At 69.8% G+C, this 17,346-nt stretch carries 15 protein-coding genes; 7 read left to right on the forward strand and 8 right to left on the reverse strand.

The annotated features are described in order from the left end of the window. Window positions 1–82 precede the first annotated feature (82 nt). Both argH and IEY89_RS06405 read right to left on the reverse strand, forming a co-directional pair. Window positions 83–1,513 carry an argininosuccinate lyase gene (gene argH / locus IEY89_RS06400; protein ID WP_189146273.1) on the reverse strand — a complete coding sequence of 477 codons (1,431 nt, stop codon included), beginning with the start codon at window positions 1,511–1,513 and terminating at the stop codon, window positions 83–85. A 138-nt stretch (window positions 1,514–1,651) separates the two neighbouring features. Continuing rightward, the gene (locus IEY89_RS06405; protein ID WP_189146274.1) at window positions 1,652–2,845 is read right to left on the reverse strand and encodes an argininosuccinate synthase; all 1,194 of its coding nucleotides are present in this window, start codon (window positions 2,843–2,845) and stop codon (window positions 1,652–1,654) included. A gap of 207 nt (window positions 2,846–3,052) precedes the next feature. Between IEY89_RS06405 and IEY89_RS06410 the strand changes: the two genes are divergently transcribed. From IEY89_RS06410 to IEY89_RS06435, 6 genes are all read left to right on the forward strand, one after another. Continuing rightward, window positions 3,053–3,910 carry a hypothetical protein gene (locus IEY89_RS06410; RefSeq protein ID WP_189146275.1) on the forward strand — a complete coding sequence of 286 codons (858 nt, stop codon included), beginning with the start codon at window positions 3,053–3,055 and terminating at the stop codon, window positions 3,908–3,910. Window positions 3,911–4,050: 140 nt separating this feature from the next. After that, complete coding sequence (locus IEY89_RS06415; protein ID WP_189146276.1) at window positions 4,051–4,638, forward strand: pyridoxamine 5'-phosphate oxidase family protein; 588 nt, start codon at window positions 4,051–4,053, stop codon at window positions 4,636–4,638. 3 nt (window positions 4,639–4,641) lie between these two features. After that, on the forward strand, window positions 4,642–5,346 hold the full coding sequence (locus IEY89_RS06420; RefSeq protein WP_189146277.1) for a L,D-transpeptidase family protein: 705 nt from the start codon (window positions 4,642–4,644) through the stop codon (window positions 5,344–5,346). Window positions 5,347–5,548: 202 nt separating this feature from the next. Next, window positions 5,549–6,931, forward strand: a complete 1,383-nt coding sequence (locus tag IEY89_RS06425) for a ferredoxin reductase family protein (protein ID WP_189146278.1) — start codon at window positions 5,549–5,551, stop codon at window positions 6,929–6,931. A 19-nt stretch (window positions 6,932–6,950) separates the two neighbouring features. Next, window positions 6,951–8,114 carry an FMN-binding protein gene (locus IEY89_RS06430; protein ID WP_189146279.1) on the forward strand — a complete coding sequence of 388 codons (1,164 nt, stop codon included), beginning with the start codon at window positions 6,951–6,953 and terminating at the stop codon, window positions 8,112–8,114. Window positions 8,115–8,157: 43 nt separating this feature from the next. Then, on the forward strand, window positions 8,158–8,895 hold the full coding sequence (locus IEY89_RS06435) for an FAD:protein FMN transferase (protein ID WP_229695071.1): 738 nt from the start codon (window positions 8,158–8,160) through the stop codon (window positions 8,893–8,895). A 70-nt stretch (window positions 8,896–8,965) separates the two neighbouring features. Here the strand turns inward: IEY89_RS06435 and IEY89_RS06440 are convergent, their stop codons facing one another. Genes IEY89_RS06440 through argC form a run of 5 tightly spaced genes read right to left on the reverse strand, consistent with a single transcriptional unit; the run spans window position 8,966 to window position 13,810 of the window. Beyond that, window positions 8,966–9,502: an arginine repressor gene (locus IEY89_RS06440; protein ID WP_189146281.1), complete on the reverse strand. Its 537-nt coding sequence runs from the start codon at window positions 9,500–9,502 to the stop codon at window positions 8,966–8,968. A gap of 21 nt (window positions 9,503–9,523) precedes the next feature. After that, complete coding sequence (locus tag IEY89_RS06445) at window positions 9,524–10,729, reverse strand: acetylornithine transaminase (RefSeq protein WP_189146282.1); 1,206 nt, start codon at window positions 10,727–10,729, stop codon at window positions 9,524–9,526. Continuing rightward, window positions 10,726–11,637: an acetylglutamate kinase gene (gene argB / locus IEY89_RS06450; protein WP_189146283.1), complete on the reverse strand. Its 912-nt coding sequence runs from the start codon at window positions 11,635–11,637 to the stop codon at window positions 10,726–10,728. The genes IEY89_RS06445 and argB overlap by 4 nt, the downstream gene beginning before the upstream one ends. Then, the gene (gene argJ / locus IEY89_RS06455; protein WP_189146284.1) at window positions 11,634–12,785 is read right to left on the reverse strand and encodes a bifunctional glutamate N-acetyltransferase/amino-acid acetyltransferase ArgJ; all 1,152 of its coding nucleotides are present in this window, start codon (window positions 12,783–12,785) and stop codon (window positions 11,634–11,636) included. The genes argB and argJ overlap by 4 nt, the downstream gene beginning before the upstream one ends. Then, window positions 12,782–13,810 (reverse strand): N-acetyl-gamma-glutamyl-phosphate reductase, encoded by a 1,029-nt coding sequence (argC, locus tag IEY89_RS06460; protein WP_189146285.1) that lies wholly within the window; start codon window positions 13,808–13,810, stop codon window positions 12,782–12,784. The genes argJ and argC overlap by 4 nt, the downstream gene beginning before the upstream one ends. A 133-nt stretch (window positions 13,811–13,943) precedes the next feature. Between argC and IEY89_RS06465 the strand changes: the two genes are divergently transcribed. Further along, window positions 13,944–14,720: a 2-phosphosulfolactate phosphatase gene (locus tag IEY89_RS06465; RefSeq protein WP_189146286.1), complete on the forward strand. Its 777-nt coding sequence runs from the start codon at window positions 13,944–13,946 to the stop codon at window positions 14,718–14,720. 74 nt (window positions 14,721–14,794) lie between these two features. On the opposite strand, the gene IEY89_RS06470 is transcribed toward IEY89_RS06465, so the two are convergent. Then, window positions 14,795–17,272 (reverse strand): alpha-L-arabinofuranosidase family protein, encoded by a 2,478-nt coding sequence (locus tag IEY89_RS06470; RefSeq protein ID WP_189146287.1) that lies wholly within the window; start codon window positions 17,270–17,272, stop codon window positions 14,795–14,797. Window positions 17,273–17,346 lie beyond the last annotated feature (74 nt).

Consider the following 17,346-nt stretch of genomic DNA (forward strand, 5'->3'; position numbering starts at 1 on the left):
AGGTGCGTTGGCGAGTGCGGGCTCGTTGTGGCTTGTCGCGCAGTTCTCCGCGCCCCTGAAGGTGCCTGCGGCCCTTCAGGGGTTACTTTCCCTTGGCCGTTGCCCATGCGTGCTGGGCCGCCACGTTCGCCTTCACCTCTGCCAGTTGGATCGCCACCGCGCTCGGCGCCGTGCCGCCGCGGCCGTTGCGGGAGGCCAGGGCGCCCTTGACGTTCAGGACCGTGCGGACCTCGGGGGTGAGGTGGGCGCTGATCTTCGCGAACTGGTCGTCGGTGAGGCCGTCCAGCTCGACCCCGTCCGCCTCGGCGGCCTTCACACACTCGCCGGCGACCTCGTGGGCGACCCGGAACGGGACACCCTGCTTGACCAGCCACTCGGCGATGTCGGTGGCGAGGGAGAAGCCGGCCGGGGCCAGTTCCTCCATGCGCTCGCGGTGGACGGTGAGCGTGGCCATCATGCCGGTGAAGGCGGGGAGCAGGACCTCCAACTGGTCGCAGGAGTCGAACACCGGCTCCTTGTCCTCCTGGAGGTCGCGGTTGTAGGCGAGGGGCAGGGCCTTGAGGGTGGCCAGGAGACCCGTCAGGTTGCCGATGAGACGGCCGCTCTTGCCACGCGCCAGCTCCGCGATGTCCGGGTTCTTCTTCTGCGGCATGATCGACGAGCCCGTGGAGAAGGCGTCGTGCAGGGTCACGAAGGAGAACTCCTTCGTGTTCCAGATGATGATCTCCTCGGCGATCCGGGAGAGGTTGACCCCGATCATCGCCGTGATGAAGGCGAACTCGGCGACGAAGTCCCGCGAGGCCGTGCCGTCGATCGAGTTGCCCACGCTGCCGTGCTCGAAGCCGAGGTCCCTGGCCACCGACTCCGGGTCCAGGCCGAGGCTGCTGCCCGCGAGGGCGCCCGAGCCGTACGGGGAGACCGCGGTGCGCTCGTCCCACTGGCGCAGGCGCTCCGCGTCCCGGGACAGGGGCTGGGCGTGGGCCAGGACGTGGTGGGCGAACAGGACCGGCTGGGCGTGCTGGAGGTGGGTACGGCCGGGCATCGCCACGTCCGGGTGGGCCTCCGCGAGGCCGATCAGCGCGTCCTGGAGGTCGGCGATCAGACCGCCGATGATCCGGGCGTGGTCGCGCAGGTACATGCGGAAGAGCGTCGCCACCTGGTCGTTGCGCGAGCGGCCCGCACGGAGCTTGCCTCCGAGGTCGGGGCCGACACGCTCCAGCAGACCGCGTTCCAGGGCCGTGTGGACGTCCTCGTCGGCGATCGTGCCGACCAGGGTGCCGTCGGCGACATCCGCTTCGAGCTGGTCGAGCCCGGCCAGCATGCGCGTCAGCTCGTCCTCGGTGAGCAGGCCCGCCTTGTGCAGCACGCGCGCGTGGGCACGCGATCCGGCGATGTCGTAGGGCGCGAGCCGCCAGTCGAAGTGGACGGACGCGGACAGCTTGGCCAGGGCCTCGGCGGGACCGTCGGCGAAACGGCCGCCCCAGAGCCGAACGTCACCGCTGTTGCTGCTCACTTGCGTTGCTCCTCGGAGGGTGTTGCTGCTCTCAGGTTCTGGATACGCGTTCCGGGATGCACGTCCAGCTCCACATCCCGGATGTGCGACCGCCTCCCCACCCGTACGGAGGGGAGGCGGCGCCAACAACGGTATCGGTTACGCCTGGTCGCGCTTGGCCGCGATCTTCGACGACAGGCTGTAGATGTCGATGAAGCCCTTGGCCGCGGCCTGGTCGAAGGTGTCGCCCGTGTCGTACGTGGCGAGGTTGAAGTCGTAGAGGGAGGTGTCCGAGCGCCGGCCCGTGACCGTCGCGCGACCGCCGTGCAGGGTCATCCGGACATCGCCGTTGACGTGCTGGTTGGCCTCGTTGATGAAGCCGTCCAGGGCGCGCTTGAGCGGGGAGAACCACTGGCCGTCGTAGACCAGTTCACCCCAGCGCTGCTCGACCTGGCGCTTGTAGCGGGCGAGTTCACGCTCGACCGTGACGTTCTCCAGTTCCTGGTGGGCCGTGATCAGGGCGATCGCGCCCGGAGCCTCGTACACCTCACGGGACTTGATGCCGACGAGACGGTCCTCGACCATGTCGATCCGGCCGATGCCCTGGGCGCCGGCCCGCTCGTTCAGCTGCTGGATCGCCTGGAGGACGGACACCGGCTTGCCGTCGATGGCGACCGGGACGCCCTCCTTGAAGGAGACGACGACCTCGTCGGCCTCGCGCGGGGTGGCCGGGTTCGAGGTGTATTCGTAGATGTCCTCGATCGGGGCGTTCCAGATGTCCTCCAGGAAGCCCGTCTCGACAGCGCGCCCGAAGACGTTCTGGTCGATGGAGTACGGGGACTTCTTGGTGGTGGCGATCGGGAGCTGCTTCTCCTCGCAGAAGGCGATCGCCTTGTCGCGGGTCATCGCGTAGTCACGGACCGGGGCGATGCACTGGAGGTCGGGGGCGAGAGCCACGATGCCGGCCTCGAACCGCACCTGGTCGTTGCCCTTGCCCGTGCAGCCGTGGGCGACCGTGGTGGCGCCGTGCTTCTGGGCGGCGGCGACGAGGTGCTTGACGATCGTCGGCCGGGAGAGGGCGGAGACCAGCGGGTAGCGGTCCATGTAGAGGGCGTTGGCCTTGATCGCCGGAAGGCAGTACTCCTCGGCGAACTCGTCCCGGGCGTCCGCGACCTCGGCCTCGACGGCACCGCAGGCGAGCGCGCGCTTGCGGATGACGTCCAGGTCCTCGCCGCCCTGGCCGACGTCGACCGCGACGGCGATGACCTCGGCGCCCGTCTCCTCGGCGATCCAGCCGATGGCGACGGAGGTGTCCAGACCGCCTGAGTAGGCGAGTACGACGCGCTCGGTCACGGGTTTTCTCCTCACAGTGCATTCGCTGACATGCATGAGTATGCAGGACTCTGCATGGTTCGTCAATCTCGAAGAATTTCCAGGGATCTTTGACGAGCCTTTGAACATGCGAAACCGCTTACCCGTACCTCACGCCAGACGCAGGCGCCGCGTCTGTACACCGACTGGAACCACACAGCCACCCCCTGACCCGAGTGAGGCATCCGCATGTCCAGGGCTCTTCCGAAGTACAACAAGCGTCGTGTGGGCATCATCGGCGGCGCCGCCGCGGTGGCTCTGTCCGGCGCGATCGTCGCCGGCTCCGCCCTTGCCGGGGAAACGTCCAAGAACAACACCACGGCCAAGGCGACCACCAAGGCCGCGACCGCGACGGTGAACTGCCCGGCGGTCGCGAACAGACTGCCCGCGATCCCGGCGTCGGCGAAGGCCGAGGTCGACCGCAACCTCGCCCTGCTCAACACGCAGATCGCCGAGGCCAACAAGCGCATCGTCGACACCCAGGGCCAGGGCGGTCCCAACTTCGTCCAGAACGCGATCGTCGGTCCGCTCAAGGACAAGCGCGTGGCGACCATCAACCGCATCGCCACCGCCATCGGCCGCACCGCCGCCAAGCCGGTCGGCCTCGACGCCCTGGCGCCCTGCACCCTCAACGGCGCCGGGGCCGCAGCGGCGCCGCAGGCGGGCGGCAACACCGGTAACGCGGGCAACACGGGTAACGCCGGGAACACCGGCAACACGGGTAATGCCGGCAACGCGGGCAACAACAACGGCGCCGGCACCATCAGCTGCCCGGACGTGGCCTCGCGCCTGCCCGCGATCCCGGCGTCGGCGCAGGCCGAGGTCACCCGCAACCTCGCCCTGCTCAACACGCAGATCAGCGAGGCCAACACGCGGCTCGTGAACACGGTCGGCCAGGGCGGTCCCAACTTCGTCCAGAACGCGATCGTGGGCCCGCTCAAGGACAAGCGCGTGGCGACCATCAACCGCATCGCCACCGCCATCGGCCGCACCGCCGCCAAGCCGACCGGCCTCGACTCGCTGGCCGCCTGCACGTTCACCAAGTGACGTGACAGGCACTGTGGCCGCCCCGACGCAAGCGCCGGCCGGGGCGGCCACGGGCCTGCACAGCGCCACGGCGCCACAGCCGTGGACACGTCGCCCAAACCCTTAGACAGGCGAACGACTTTCCCGGACAATGATCGGTCATGGGAAAGACATACGAACGCATCGACGGCCGCCTGCGTACGTTCATCGAGGCGCAGCCCCTCTTCTTCACCGCGACCGCCCCGCTGTCCGGCGACGGTACGGTCAACGTCTCCCCCAAGGGCCTCAAGGGCTCCTTCGTGATCCTCGACGAGCGAGCCGTGGCGTATCTCGACTTCGCGGGCAGCACCGCCGAGACCGTCGCCCATCTGCGCGAGAACGGCCGGATCACGCTCATGTGGTGTGCCTTCGAGGGCCCGCCGAACATCGTCCGGGTGCACGGCCGCGGCGAGCCGGTCTTCCGTGACGACCCGCGCTTCCCCGAACTCCTCGCCCGCTTCCCGGACATCGACGCCACCGCGCACGGCCTGCGCGCCATCATCGTCGTACACGCCGAACTCGTCCGGGACAGCTGCGGATACTCGGTGCCCTTCATGTCGTACGACGGCGACCGCGATCTGCACGCCAGACGCTTCGCGCGTGAGGACGACGCCTCGCTCAGCGCCTACTTCGAGAAGAAGGACCACATCGCGACGAGCCTGGACGGACTACCGGGGCTGCCGTTGCCGCTCCCGCCCAGTACGGTCTGAGCCATGCGTCCCGCAGCCGCCGTCGTCCTCGCCACCGCGTCCCTTCTCCTGCTCGCCCCCGGTGCCCCTCCCACGGCCGCGCCGCCGCTGCCCGCCCTGCTGGCCGACACCGGCGGCGGCTCCCAGCTGATCACCGCTCAGGCGCCGCGCACCAAGGCGACCTCGGGCACGCTCACCTGGTGGAACCTGCGCGACGGGACATGGACGAAGGCCGGTTCCGCGCCCGCCCGCTTCGGTGCGAACGGGCTCGTCGAGGGCGGCTCCCGCAGACAGGGCACGAACACCACCCCGACCGGGCTGTACGACCTGCCGTACGCCTTCGGCATCAAGGCGGCGCCCAGCGGCACCAAGGTGGCCTACCGGCCCGTGCGCCAGAACTCCTGGTGGTGCCAGGACAACGACTCGCGCTCCTACAACCGCTGGACCGAGCCCCGCCCCGCCGACTGCCGGGCGGCCGAGTCCGAGCACCTGATCTCGTACACGCAGCAGTACGCCCACGCGTATGTCATCGCCTTCAACTACGCCAAGCCGGTACGAGAGCGCGGAGCGGGCATCTTCCTGCACGTCAACGGGCGTGCCGCGACGGCAGGTTGTGTGTCGGTGCCGGCGGAGGCGATGCGGGCGATCCTGGCGTGGGCCGATCCGGCCCGCCGGCCGCACATCGCGATCGGTACGGAGAGCGGGCCGACCGCCATCGTCCGCTACTGAGCCTCACTCGGCTCTCCGGGCGTCGCCGGGCGGCTCTGGGGGCCTCCTCTGGGCGCCTCCGGTGCATCGCCGGAACGGGGTGTTACCGGCCGTCACCCCATTTAACTGTGGACTTATCGGGTCACTGAACACTCAGCGGCCGTGGCACGTATGTGTGGGCCAAGGGGCCAAGCCTCTCTCGACCCCGTCCCACGGAGGAACCGTGACCACCACGATCGCAGGCGGACGTGCCGCGCGGCGCCAGACGATGCGCCGCATCCGACCCCGCCGCTCCCCCGCCGTCCCGCTGCTGCTCGCCGTAGCGGCGGGCGCGGCCGGAGTGATCTGGCTCTGGTGGAGCAACACGCCCTCCCTGGCCGACACCACCGCCCAGATCATCGCGGCCGGCCGGATCACCGGTCTGCTCGGCGGCTACCTGATGGCGCTGGTGGTTCTCCAGATGGCCCGGGTGCCCGCGCTGGAACGCCGGGTCGGGTCGGACCGGGTGGCGCGCTGGCACGCGATGAGCGGCCGGTACACGCTCTGCCTGGTCGTGGCGCACGTCGTTCTGATCATGTACGGGTACGCCCTCCAGGCCGGGAACACGTTCTCCGGCATCGTCCAGCAGACGGTCGACTCGGTGAACCAGCTGCCCGACATGGGCAAGGCGGCGATCGGCACGGGTGTGCTGGTGTTCATCGGGCTCATCTCCATCGGCCCGGTCCGGCGGATGATCCCGTACGACCTCTGGTACCACGTGCACCTGCTGACGTACGCGGCAACGTTCCTGACCTTCTGGCACCAGCTGTCCACGGGCAACGAGTTCGTCGTCGAGCCGGCCGCGAAGACCGCCTGGTACGCGCTGTACGGCACGGTGACCGCGCTGGTCCTCTGGTACCGCATCGTCACGCCGATCCGGCTGAACATGCGCCACCGGCTGCGGGTCGAGGCGGTCATCGAGGAGACCCCGGGCATCGTGTCCGTGCTGATGAGCGGCCGGAAGCTGCACCGGATGGGCGCCGAGGCGGGCCAGTTCTTCCGCTGGCGCTTCCTGGCCCCCGGTATGCGGTTCAGCTCGCACCCGTACTCGCTGTCGGCGGCACCCCGCCCCAACATGCTGCGCATCACCGTGAAGGCGATCGGCGACCACAGCTCGGCCCTGCGCGACCTGGAGCCCGGCACCCGCGTGTGGGCCGAGGGCCCGTACGGCGCTCTGACCGCCTCCAAGCGCAGCCAGGGCAAGGTGCTGCTGGTGGCCGGCGGTGTCGGCATCACCCCGATGCGCGCCCTGTTCGAGACCCTGCCCGGCGCGGCGGGCGACCTGACCCTTCTCTACCGGGCCAACAGCACCCAGGACCTGGCCCTGTGGGACGAGCTGGCGACCATCGCCAACGAGCGCGGCGCCCGTCTCATGTACGCGGTGAACAGCCCCGACGGGGAGCGCCCGGACATCTCGCCCGAGTCGCTGCGACGGAAGCTGCCGGACATCGACGACCACGACGTCTTCCTGTGCGGGCCGCCCGGCTTCGCGCAGGGTGTGTACGAGGCACTTCGCGGCGCGGGTGTTCCGGCGCGCCGTATCCACCACGAGTCGTTCGAGATGTGAGCGACGGGAGCCAGGAGCGATGAAGAAGAGTCACCCCTTTCGGCGCGTCATGCTGGCGAGCGCCGCCACAGTTTCCGGAATCGTGCTGCTGCTGACGCTGAAGCCGTCGTCGGACCCCGGGTCCGCGCAGGCTGCCGGCGCTCTGCCGCAGCAGACGGCCGCGGCACAGGAGTCGGCCCAGGGCGGTGCGGCCCCCAAGGACGGCACCTTCACCGGCGACACGATCAAGACCCGGTACGGTCCGGTCCAGGTCCGCATCACGGTCAGCGGCGGCAAGATCACCAAGGCGGAGGCGCTGCAGTCGCCCAAGGGCGGTCAGAGCGACCAGATCTCCGGCAACGCGATCCCCAAGCTCAACCAGGAGGCGGTCGCCGCCGGCACCGAGGGCATCGACGCGGTCTCCGGCGCCACCTACACGAGCGCGGGCTACGGGAAGTCGCTGCAGTCCGCCCTGGACAAGGCCAGTGCCGGTACGGGCGCCACCGGGGGCGGCGGTGCGGCCCAGGCCGCCACGGTCACCGGCGACGCGGTCGACACCCAGTACGGTCCCGTCCAGGTCCGCATCACGGTCAGCGGCGGCAAGATCACCAAGGCGGAGGCGGTGAAGTCGCCCACCGGCGGCCAGAGCACCCAGATCTCCGGCGACGCGATCCCCAAGCTCAACCAGGAAGCGGTCGCCGCCGGCACGGCGAACATCGACGCGATCTCGGGCGCCAGCTACACCAGCGCGGGCTACAAGAAGTCGCTGCAGTCGGCCCTGGACAAGGTTCCCGCCGCGGAACCGGACAAGGGGACGGGCGCGGACGCTGCTCCGGCCGCCCCGGCCCCCGGCTCGGCAGCGGATTCGGGTGGCGCGGCGAGCGGTGCGGCGGAAGGCGGTGCGGCCGAAGGCGGTGCGACCTCCAACGGGGGCGGCACGTACACCGGAAGCGTGGTCCAGACGGAGTACGGCCCGGTGCAGGTCCGGGTCACGCTGACCAAGGGCAGGATCACCTCGGCGTCGGCGGTCCAGGCGCCCAGTGGCGGCCGGAGCGACCAGATCTCCGGGGACGCGATCCCCAAGCTCAACCAGGAGGCGGTGACGGCGGGCGATGGCGACATCGACGCGGTGTCCGGCGCCAGCTACACCAGCGCCGGCTACAAGAAGTCCCTCCAGTCGGCCCTGGACCAGGCCGGTGGTTGATCCCGCGGAAGCTCCCGTCGCGGTGCGTCATGCGGAGGAGGTCATGGGGACCGTCTTCTCCTTTGACGTCCGCGGCGGGGAACCCCGTGCGGTCCAGGTGGCGTTGGCAGCAGCTATCGCCGGACTGCACAAGGTCAACGAGGTGTTCAGCACCTATCGCGAGAACAGCCAGATCTCCCGGCTCGCGCGCGGCGAGATCTCCGTCGCCGACTGCGACCCGGAGGTCGCCGAGGTGCTCGACCTGTGCGCCGAGGCGGAACGGGTCAGCGAGGGGTGGTTCAGTCACACCTACCAGGGGCAGATCGACCCGACCGGACTGGTCAAGGGCTGGGCGGCGGAACGCGCGGCCAGAACGGTGACCGCGGCCGGCGTGAGCGGGGTCAGCGTCAACGGCGGCGGGGACGTCCAGCTGTGCGGTGCGCCTGGCCCCCAACGCCCTTGGCGGGTAGGCGTGTCGGACCCGCTCCGCCCCGGCGGCCTGGCGGCCGTGGTCTCGGCGGCGGGCGCCGACGAACTGGCGGTGGCCACCTCCGGCACGGCGGAACGCGGCACCCACATCGTCGACCCCCGCACCGGCAGATCCGCGGTGACGGACCTGTTGGCGGTGACGGTGGTGGCCCCGAACCTGACATGGGCGGACGCCTGGGCGACTGCGGCGTTCGCGATGGGGTCGAGGCAGGCGCTGAGTTGGCTGGAGTCGCTACCGGACGTGGAGGCCCTGCTGATCACGGCGGGCGACGAGGTCAGGTGCACCGGGGGCCTGGCCAGACGACTCGGCTGAGGGAGTCCTACCAGGGGCGCGGGGAACTGCGCGACAAGCCACAGCGGCCCCGCACCCAGAACTCGGCCGCTCAATGGTTCTTCTGAGCCAGCGCCAACAAGTGATCGGCCAACGCCTGACCCCCCACGGGATCCCGGCTGATCAGCATCAACGTGTCGTCCCCGGCGATCGTCCCCAGGATGTCGTGCAACTCGGCCTGGTCGATGGCCGAGGCCAGGAACTGCGCAGCCCCCGGCGGGGTCCGCAGGACCACGAGATTCGCGGACGCCTCCGCGGAGATCAGCAACTCCGCGGACAGCCGCCGCATCCGCTCCTCCTTCGCCGACTCCCCCAGCGGAGCGCGCGGTGTACGGAACCCGCCCTCGCTCGGCACCGCGTAGATGAGATCGCCGTCGGTGTTACGGATCTTCACCGCGTTCAGTTCGTCCAGGTCCCTGGAGAGCGTCGCCTGCGTGACGGTCAGCCCGTCGTCCGCGAGCAGCTTCGCCAACTGACTCTGCGACCGCACCGGTTGCCGGTTGAGGATGTCCACGATCCGGCGGTGGCGTGCGGTGCGGGTCTGCGGTACGGCAGGCCCCGCGTGCTCGTGATCCTGCGCCTGCGTCATCGTCGTCGTCTCATTCCCCGGCTAGTCCTTCCCGTCAACCACGTCGAGCACTCCGGGAAGTGCCTGGAGGAACGCGTCCACTTCGGCGTCACCGATGTTCAGCGGCGGCATGAGCCGAATGACATCGGGAGCGGGCGCGTTCACCAGGAACCCGGCGTCCTGAGCCGCCTGCTGCGCCTGGGGCGCGAGGGGCTCGTTGAGCACGATACCCAGGAGAAGTCCCGCACCCCGGACACCATCGATCAACGGGTGGCCCGCACCCTCGATTCCGTCCCGCAACTTCTCGCTCTGCCGCTTGACGTTCTCCAGCAACCCCTCGTTCTCGATGGTGTCGAGTACGGCGAGTCCCGCGGCGCAGGCGACCGGGTTGCCGCCGAACGTCGTACCGTGCTGGCCGGGCTGGAGCAGGTCGGCGGCGCGGCCGAAGGCGACGGTCGCGCCGAGGGGCAGTCCGCCGCCGAGGCCCTTCGCGAGGGTGACGATGTCGGGCAGGACTCCCTCGTGGGCCTGGTACTCGAACCAGTGTCCGGTACGGCCGACGCCGGTCTGCACCTCGTCGAGGACGAGCAGGGCGCCGGTCGCGGCGGTGATCGCGCGCGCCGCCTTCAGGTAGCCGGCGGGCGGGACCACGACACCGTTCTCGCCCTGGACGGGCTCGATGATCACGAGGGCGGTCTCGTCGGTGACGGCGGCGGCCAGTGCCTGCGCGTCGCCGTACGGGACGTAGGTGACGTCACCCGGCAGCGGCACGAAGGGCTCACGCTTTCCGGGCTGGCCGGTGAGTGCGAGGGCGCCCATGGTCCGCCCGTGGAAGCCGCCCTCGGTGGACACCATGTGCCCCCGCCCGGTCAGCCGGCCGATCTTGAAGGCGCCCTCGTTGGCCTCGGCGCCGGAGTTGCAGAAGAACACCTTGCCGTGCCGGCCGAAGCGCTGGAGCAGCCGTTCGGCGAGCGCGACGGGCGGTTCGGCGACGAAGAGGTTCGAGACATGGCCGAGGGAGGCGATCTGGGTGGAGACCGCCTCGACGATCGCGGGGTGGGCGTGGCCGAGCGCGTTCACCGCGATGCCGCCCACGAAGTCGACGTACGCCTTGCCGTCGGCGTCCCACACCGTGCTTCCCGCGCCGCGGACGAGGGGCAGCCGGGGGGTGCCGTAGTTGTTCATGAGCGCGCCCTGCCACCGCTGCGTCAGCTCCTGGTTCGCGCTCGGGTCCTGGCCGGCGTTCATGCGTCATCCCCCTCTTCCTCCGCATCGGGCACGACCATCGTGCCGATACCCTCGTCCGTGAAGATCTCCAGCAGGATCGAGTGCTGGACCCGGCCGTCGATGACGCGGGCGGTGTTCACTCCGTTGCGCACGGCGTGCAGACAGCCCTCCATCTTCGGCACCATGCCGGAGCTCAACTCCGGGAGCAGCTTCTCCAGCTGGGAAGCGGTGAGGCGGCTGATCACCTCGTCGGAGTTGGGCCAGTCCTCGTAGAGGCCCTCGACGTCCGTGAGGACCATGAGGGTTTCGGCGCCCAGTGCCGCAGCGAGTGCCGCAGCCGCCGTATCAGCATTGACGTTGTAGACATGTCCGTCGTCCTGGCTACGGGCGATCGACGAGACGACCGGGATACGGCCGTCGGCGAGCAGTGCCTCGATCGCGCCCGTGTCGATCGCGGTGATCTCGCCCACCCGCCCGATGTCGACCAACTCTCCGTCGATCTCGGGCAGATGCTTGGTGGCGGTGATGGTGTGCGCGTCCTCGCCGGTCAACCCGACGGCGAGCGGCCCGTGTTGGTTGAGCAGCCCGACCAGCTCCCGCTGGACCTGCCCGGCCAGCACCATGCGTACGACGTCCATGGCGTCCTCGGTGGTGACCCTGAGGCCCGCCTTGAACTCGCTGACGATGCCGTGTCTGTCGAGGGCGGCGCTGATCTGCGGGCCGCCGCCGTGCACGACGACGGGTTTGAGGCCGGCCTGGCGCAGGAAGACGACATCCTGGGCGAAGGCGTCCTTCAACTCGTCGTTCACCATGGCGTTTCCGCCGAACTTGATGACGACGACCTTGCCGTTGTGACGGGTCAGCCAGGGCAGCGCTTCGATGAGGATCCTGGCCTTGGGCAGGGCGGTGTGCTTCCGCGTGGTGCTCATGAAGAGTACGCGCTGTTCTCGTGGACGTAGTCCGCGGTGAGGTCGTTGGTCCAGATGGTCGCGGTCTCGGTGCCGGCGGCGAGGTCGGCGACGATGTGGACCTCGCGGTAGCGCATGTCGACCTTGTCGCGGTCCTCGCCGACACCGCCGTTCTTGCAGACCCAGACGCCGTTGATGGCGACGTTGAGCCGGTCCGGCTCGAAGGCGGCCCGAGTGGTGCCGATGGCGGACAGGACGCGGCCCCAGTTGGGGTCCTCGCCGTGGATGGCGCACTTGAGGAGGTTGTTGCGGGCGATGGAGCGCCCCACCTCGACGGCGTCGTCCTCGCTGGCCGCGCCCACGACCTCGACCTTGATGTCCTTGCTGGCGCCCTCGGCGTCCCGGATGAGCTGCTGCCCGAGGTCGTCGCAGACGGCCCGTACGGCCTCCGCGAACTCGGCCTGTTCCGGGGAGACCTGGGAGGCGCCGGAGGCGAGCAGCAGCACGGTGTCGTTGGTGGACATGCAGCCGTCGGAGTCGACCCGGTCGAAGGTCGTCCTCGTGGCCGCGCGGAGCGCCCTGTCCAGGTTCTCGCTGTCCACGTCGGCGTCCGTCGTGAGGACGACGAGCATGGTGGCGAGGCCGGGGGCGAGCATGCCCGCGCCCTTGGCCATGCCGCCCACGGTCCAGCCGTCCTTGCTGACGACGGCCGTCTTGTGGACGGTGTCGGTGGTCTTGATGGCGATGGCCGCCTTCTCGCCACCGTGCTCGGAGAGTTGACCGGTGATGCTCTCCACTCCCGCCAGGAGTTTGTCCATCGGAAGAAGCAGCCCGATGAGTCCGGTGGAGGCGACCGCGACCTCTCCGGCGTTCAGGCCGAGGGTGTCCGCGACCTTCTCGGCGGTGGCGTGGGTGTCCTGGAAGCCCTTCGGGCCCGTACAGGCGTTGGCGCCACCGGAGTTGAGGACGACGGCGGAGACGATGCCGCCCTTCAGCACCTGCTCGGACCACAGCACCGGTGCGGCCTTGACGCGGTTGGAGGTGAAGACGCCGGCGGCGGCGAGGCGGGGCCCGTTGTTGACCACGAGGGCCAGGTCCGGGTTGCCGTTCTCCTTGATCCCGGCGGCGATGCCCGCCGCCGTGAACCCCTGTGCTGCCGTGACACTCACGGTGCGACTCCGATCGTGGAAAGCCCGGTGGTCTCGTCGAGCCCGAGGGCGATGTTCATGCTCTGGACGGCACCGCCCGCGGTGCCCTTGGTCAGGTTGTCGATGGCGCTGATCGCGATGATGCGGCGCACGGACCCGTCGTACGCGACCTGCACCTGAACGGCGTTGGAACCGTGGACGGACGCCGTGGCGGGCCACTGCCCCTCCGGGAGGAGGTGCACGAACGGCTCGTCGGCGAACGCCTTCTCGTAGGCGGCGCGCACGGACTCGGCGGTGACGCCGGGCCGGGCGGCGGCGGTGCAGGTGGCGAGGATGCCGCGGGACATGGGGGCGAGGGTGGGCGTGAAGGAGACGGCGACGGGCGAGCCCGACGCGCCGCTGAGGTTCTGGACGATCTCAGGTGTGTGCCGGTGACCGCCGCCGACGCCGTACGGCGACATGGACCCCATGACCTCGCTGCCCAGCAGGTGGGTCTTGGCCGACTTGCCGGCGCCGGAGGTCCCGGAGGCGGCGACGATCACGGCCTCGGACTCGGCGAGGCCGGCGGCGTACGCCGGGAAGAGGGCGAGCGAGACGGCGGTCGGATAGCAACCGGGCACCGCGACACGCTTGGACCCCTCCAGCGCGGCGCGGGCACCCGGCAGTTCGGGGAGGCCGTAGGGCCAGGTCCCGGCGTGCGCGGAGCCGTAGAACCTCTCCCAGTCGGCCGCGTCGTGGAGCCGGAAGTCGGCGCCCATGTCGACGACGAGGACATCCGGCCCGAGCCGCTCGGCGACGGCGGCGGACTGCCCGTGCGGCAGCGCGAGGAAGACGACATCGTGCCCGGCGAGCACGTCGGGTGTGGTCTCCTGGAGCACACGGCCGGCCAGCGGCAGCAGATGCGGCTGCAGCGAGCCGAGCCGCTGTCCGGCGTTGGAGTTGCCGGTCAGGGCGCCGATCTCGACCTCGGGGTGGACAAGGAGCAGACGCAGCAGTTCTCCGCCCGCGTACCCACTCGCTCCGGCCACCGCCACACGTACCGCCATGGAACCCTCCTCCTTGATGGCATGACTATACGTATCGCTGCACGTTTATGCAATATGGTGGATCAATATGCGGCGCCGGGCAGGCCCGAACGAACACCCTACCGATGATCATGGCCATGGCATGATCATCGGTATGCGTGAGGACTTTCTCCAGTCCGGGTACGGGGTCCGCTTCGAGTGGGGGCCGGCCGGCGCGCGGCACCTCGCCCGCGAGGTGTCCTGCCTGGTCGTCGTCGATGTGCTGTCGTTCACGACGTCGGTCTCGGTCGCCGTCGAGGCCGGTGCCCGCGTCTTCCCCTACCCGTGGCGCGACGGCACGGCCGCGGCCTTCGCCGAGCGGCAGGACGCCCGGCTCGCCGTCGGCCGCAGGGCGGTCGGTCCCGACACCCCCTGGTCTCTCTCCCCGGCGGCGCTGCGCCGGGCGCCCTTCGCCGCCCGGCTGGTGCTGCCGTCGCCCAACGGCTCGGCCATCTCGGCGGCGGCCGACGACCGGACGAGGGTGGTGGCCGCCTGCCTGCGCAACGCCACCGCGGTGGGCGCGTGGCTCACCGAACAGGGGTACGGAGCCGCCGAGCGGCCGGTCGGGGTGATCGCCGCCGGTGAGCGCTGGCCGGACGGCAGCCTGCGACCGGCCCTGGAGGACCTGCTGGGGGCGGGCGCCGTAGTCGCCTCGCTGGACATCCACGGCAGCGGCCGGACGTCCTTCTCGCCCGAGGCCGGCACTGTCGCCACCGCCTTCACCGCCTCTCCGGACGTCGCCGCCGATGTGCTCGCGAGCGCCTCGGGGCGGGAACTGGTCGACGGCGGGTTTCCCGAGGACGTGGCGATCGCGACGGAGGTGGAGGTGAGCGCGGTGGTGCCGGTACGCGTCGACGGGGCGTTCGTCGCGGCGGCGGATACGACCGGCTGAACCCGGTTCGGGCGGCCCAGGCACCCTCCGGCACCTGGACCGCCCGTCCGGTCAGCCCCTCTGCGCTCTCCCCGTCACCCCTTCTTGATCCGCAGGAAGGTGACGGAGTTCGCCGGGAACGTGTACGTGAACTTTTTCGCGACACCCGTGAACGTCGACTTCACCGGCGCCACCGGTGTGGCCGTCTCACTGTTCACCGCGTCCGGCGCGGCGGCCAGCGTGGTCACCACGGCCTTGGACCCGACCTTCGCCTTGCCGAGGTCGATCGCCGTACGGGCCTGCGCCGCCTGGGCGTTGACGACCTTGACGATCAGGTCGCCGCTCTTCGCGTCCTTGGTGACGATCTGACGGAACGGCTCGGCCGGCTTGTCGTCGGTGAAGCTGCCCCACTCCTGGCCGTCGAGATAGAGGGTGACCTGTCGGCCCCGCACCTTCACGTCGATGTCGTACGCGCGGCCCGTCTCGATCGAGCCGGCCTTGGACACGAGCGTCGACTTGCCGCCGTCCGTTGCCTGTTCGACGGCGTTCAGGGTGTTGTTCCAGCCGCCCAGGTTCCACCAGTAGTAGTTGCCCGTGTCCTTGACGCCGAAGGCGACGAGAAAGCCCTCCCTGCCGGACTGCTTGGTGGCCTTCACATGCAGGTCGTAGTCGTGCCAGGCGGGGTCGCCCGCGGACACCATGGTGTTCTCGGCGGCGACGTCCGTCTGGACGTACTGCCCGTCCTGGACCGCCCAACTCCCGCCCCCGGTATGGGTCCACCGGGAGGCGTCACCCGAGAAGTCGTCGGTCAGCAGCGCCGTGCCGTCCGCGCCGGTGACCTTCACATCGTCGTACGCCGCCGTGGTGGCCCACGTCGACAGACCGACGGCTCCGGAGATCGGGCCGCTCACCGAGGGCGTGCCGGTGGCGGTGGTGGGCACCACGCGGTCGCCGACGTTGTTCATGAACAGCTTCTGCACCTCGTACGAGGCCGAGCCCCAGGACGCGTGGTTGTTGAACCAGATCATGTCGGGGCGCCACTGCACGTAGTCCTCGTTGGCCAGCAGAGGGGCGTACGAGGCGAGCTTGACGACGTCCGCGTTGCGCTCCAGACCGGTCATGAACGCGGCCTCGGTGAGGGCGTTCTTGAAGGTGTTGCCCTGGGAGGCGTACTCCCCGAGGAAGACCTTGGGGCCGCTGCGGTCGTAGGAGTCGTAGCGGTCGTTGTTCTGGAGGAACCACTGCGGGCTGTTGTAGTAGTGCTCGTCGACCATGTCGACGTTGGCGTCCCGGTTGAGCTTCCAGGCGGTGTCGAAGGTCGAACCACTGTCGTCCGGGCCGGAGTTGGAGATGATGGTGATGTCCGGGTACCTGGCCTCGATGGCGGTGCGGAACTCCGTGAAGCGGGCGAAGAACTCGTTCGGCAGGTTCTCCTCGTTGCCCACCTCGATGTGCGTGAGGCGGAAGGGTTCGGGGTGGCCCATCTGCGCCCGCTTGCGACCCCACTCGCTGGTCACCGGCCCGTTGGCGAACTCGATGAGATCGAGGGTGTCCTGGATGTGCCGCTTGAGCAGCGCCTCGTCGACGACGGCCTGGTTCTGCCCGCAGCCGGTGACCAGTGCCGGGACGACGGGCAGCGGCATCGCGCCCATGTCCTCCGAGAACTGGAAGTACTCGTAGTAGCCGAGCCCGTAACTCTGGTTGTAGCCCCAGACGTTGGAGTTGGTCGCGCGTTGCTCGACCGGTCCGACGGTGTCCTTCCACTGGTACGAGCGCCGGCGCTCCCAGTTGGACGCCTCGCTGTAGTCCTGCATGGAACCGGTGTTGACCAGGCAGCCGCCGGGGAAGCGGACGAAGCCGGGGTCGAGCGCGGCGATCTTCTCGGCGAGGTCCTCGCGCAGCCCGTGCCCCTTGTAGGTGTCCCGGGGGAGCAGCGAAATCATGTCCAGGGCAACGGAGTTGTCCGTCGCGACGGTCAGCCGCCCGGCGGTGCTGGAGCGGGTCGCGGTGAACCGCGCCCGGTATTTGGCCCAGCCGCCCTTCACCGTGACCTGGCGTACCTCGGCGAGGGTGCCCTCGGCGTCGGCGAGGGACACGGTGAGCGCGCCGGCCCGGTCGGCTCGGGCCCAGACGGAGAAGTCGTACTTCTTGCCGCTCTCGACCCTGATCCCGGTGTTGTAACCGGAGTTGGTGACGGACGAGCCGGCGCCCAGGGAGAGGTAGGTGCGGTTACGGGTGTTCAGACGGCCCTCGTCGTCCTGGGCCGTCGCCGTACCGCTGACGGCCCAGGAGGTGAGGGGCGTGTACGAGCGGTTGTCGGCGGTGGAGTACTCGAAGGACCGGTTCTGCACGAGTTCGGCGTACAGGCCGCCGTCGGCGGCGCGGTTGATGTCCTCGAAGAAGACGCCGTACATCGTGTCGTCGATCCTGGCGCCCTTGGTGGCCCGGTCCACGGTGATGGCGTAGTCGGTGACGTCCACGGCGCCGGCCGGGGCGGGGACGACCGCCGATACCGCCAGGAATGCGGTGGTGACTGTGAGACCTAGTCTCCAGCGGGTGCTTGTGCGTGACATGGATACTCCGCGGCTCTGTCGATGCAGTTCGGGATACCGGACAACGATCAGCACTTCGAACGGCAACATAGGTA

The organism is Streptomyces lacrimifluminis (genome assembly GCF_014646095.1).
Classification (GTDB): Bacteria; Actinomycetota; Actinomycetes; order Streptomycetales; family Streptomycetaceae; genus Streptomyces; species Streptomyces lacrimifluminis.

Coding starts and splice junctions, on each gene's coding strand:
- IEY89_RS06410 (WP_189146275.1), top strand. CDS start 3,053: ATGTCCAGGGCTCTTCCGAAGTACAACAAGCGTCGTGTGGGCATCATC.
- IEY89_RS06415 (WP_189146276.1), top strand. CDS start 4,051: ATGGGAAAGACATACGAACGCATCGACGGCCGCCTGCGTACGTTCATC.
- IEY89_RS06420 (WP_189146277.1), top strand. CDS start 4,642: ATGCGTCCCGCAGCCGCCGTCGTCCTCGCCACCGCGTCCCTTCTCCTG.
- IEY89_RS06430 (WP_189146279.1), top strand. CDS start 6,951: ATGAAGAAGAGTCACCCCTTTCGGCGCGTCATGCTGGCGAGCGCCGCC.
- IEY89_RS06435 (WP_229695071.1), top strand. CDS start 8,158: ATGGGGACCGTCTTCTCCTTTGACGTCCGCGGCGGGGAACCCCGTGCG.
- IEY89_RS06440 (WP_189146281.1), bottom strand. CDS start 9,502: ATGACGCAGGCGCAGGATCACGAGCACGCGGGGCCTGCCGTACCGCAG.
- IEY89_RS06445 (WP_189146282.1), bottom strand. CDS start 10,729: ATGAACGCCGGCCAGGACCCGAGCGCGAACCAGGAGCTGACGCAGCGG.
- argB (WP_189146283.1), bottom strand. CDS start 11,637: ATGAGCACCACGCGGAAGCACACCGCCCTGCCCAAGGCCAGGATCCTC.
- argC (WP_189146285.1), bottom strand. CDS start 13,810: ATGGCGGTACGTGTGGCGGTGGCCGGAGCGAGTGGGTACGCGGGCGGA.
- IEY89_RS06465 (WP_189146286.1), top strand. CDS start 13,944: ATGCGTGAGGACTTTCTCCAGTCCGGGTACGGGGTCCGCTTCGAGTGG.
- IEY89_RS06470 (WP_189146287.1), bottom strand. CDS start 17,272: ATGTCACGCACAAGCACCCGCTGGAGACTAGGTCTCACAGTCACCACC.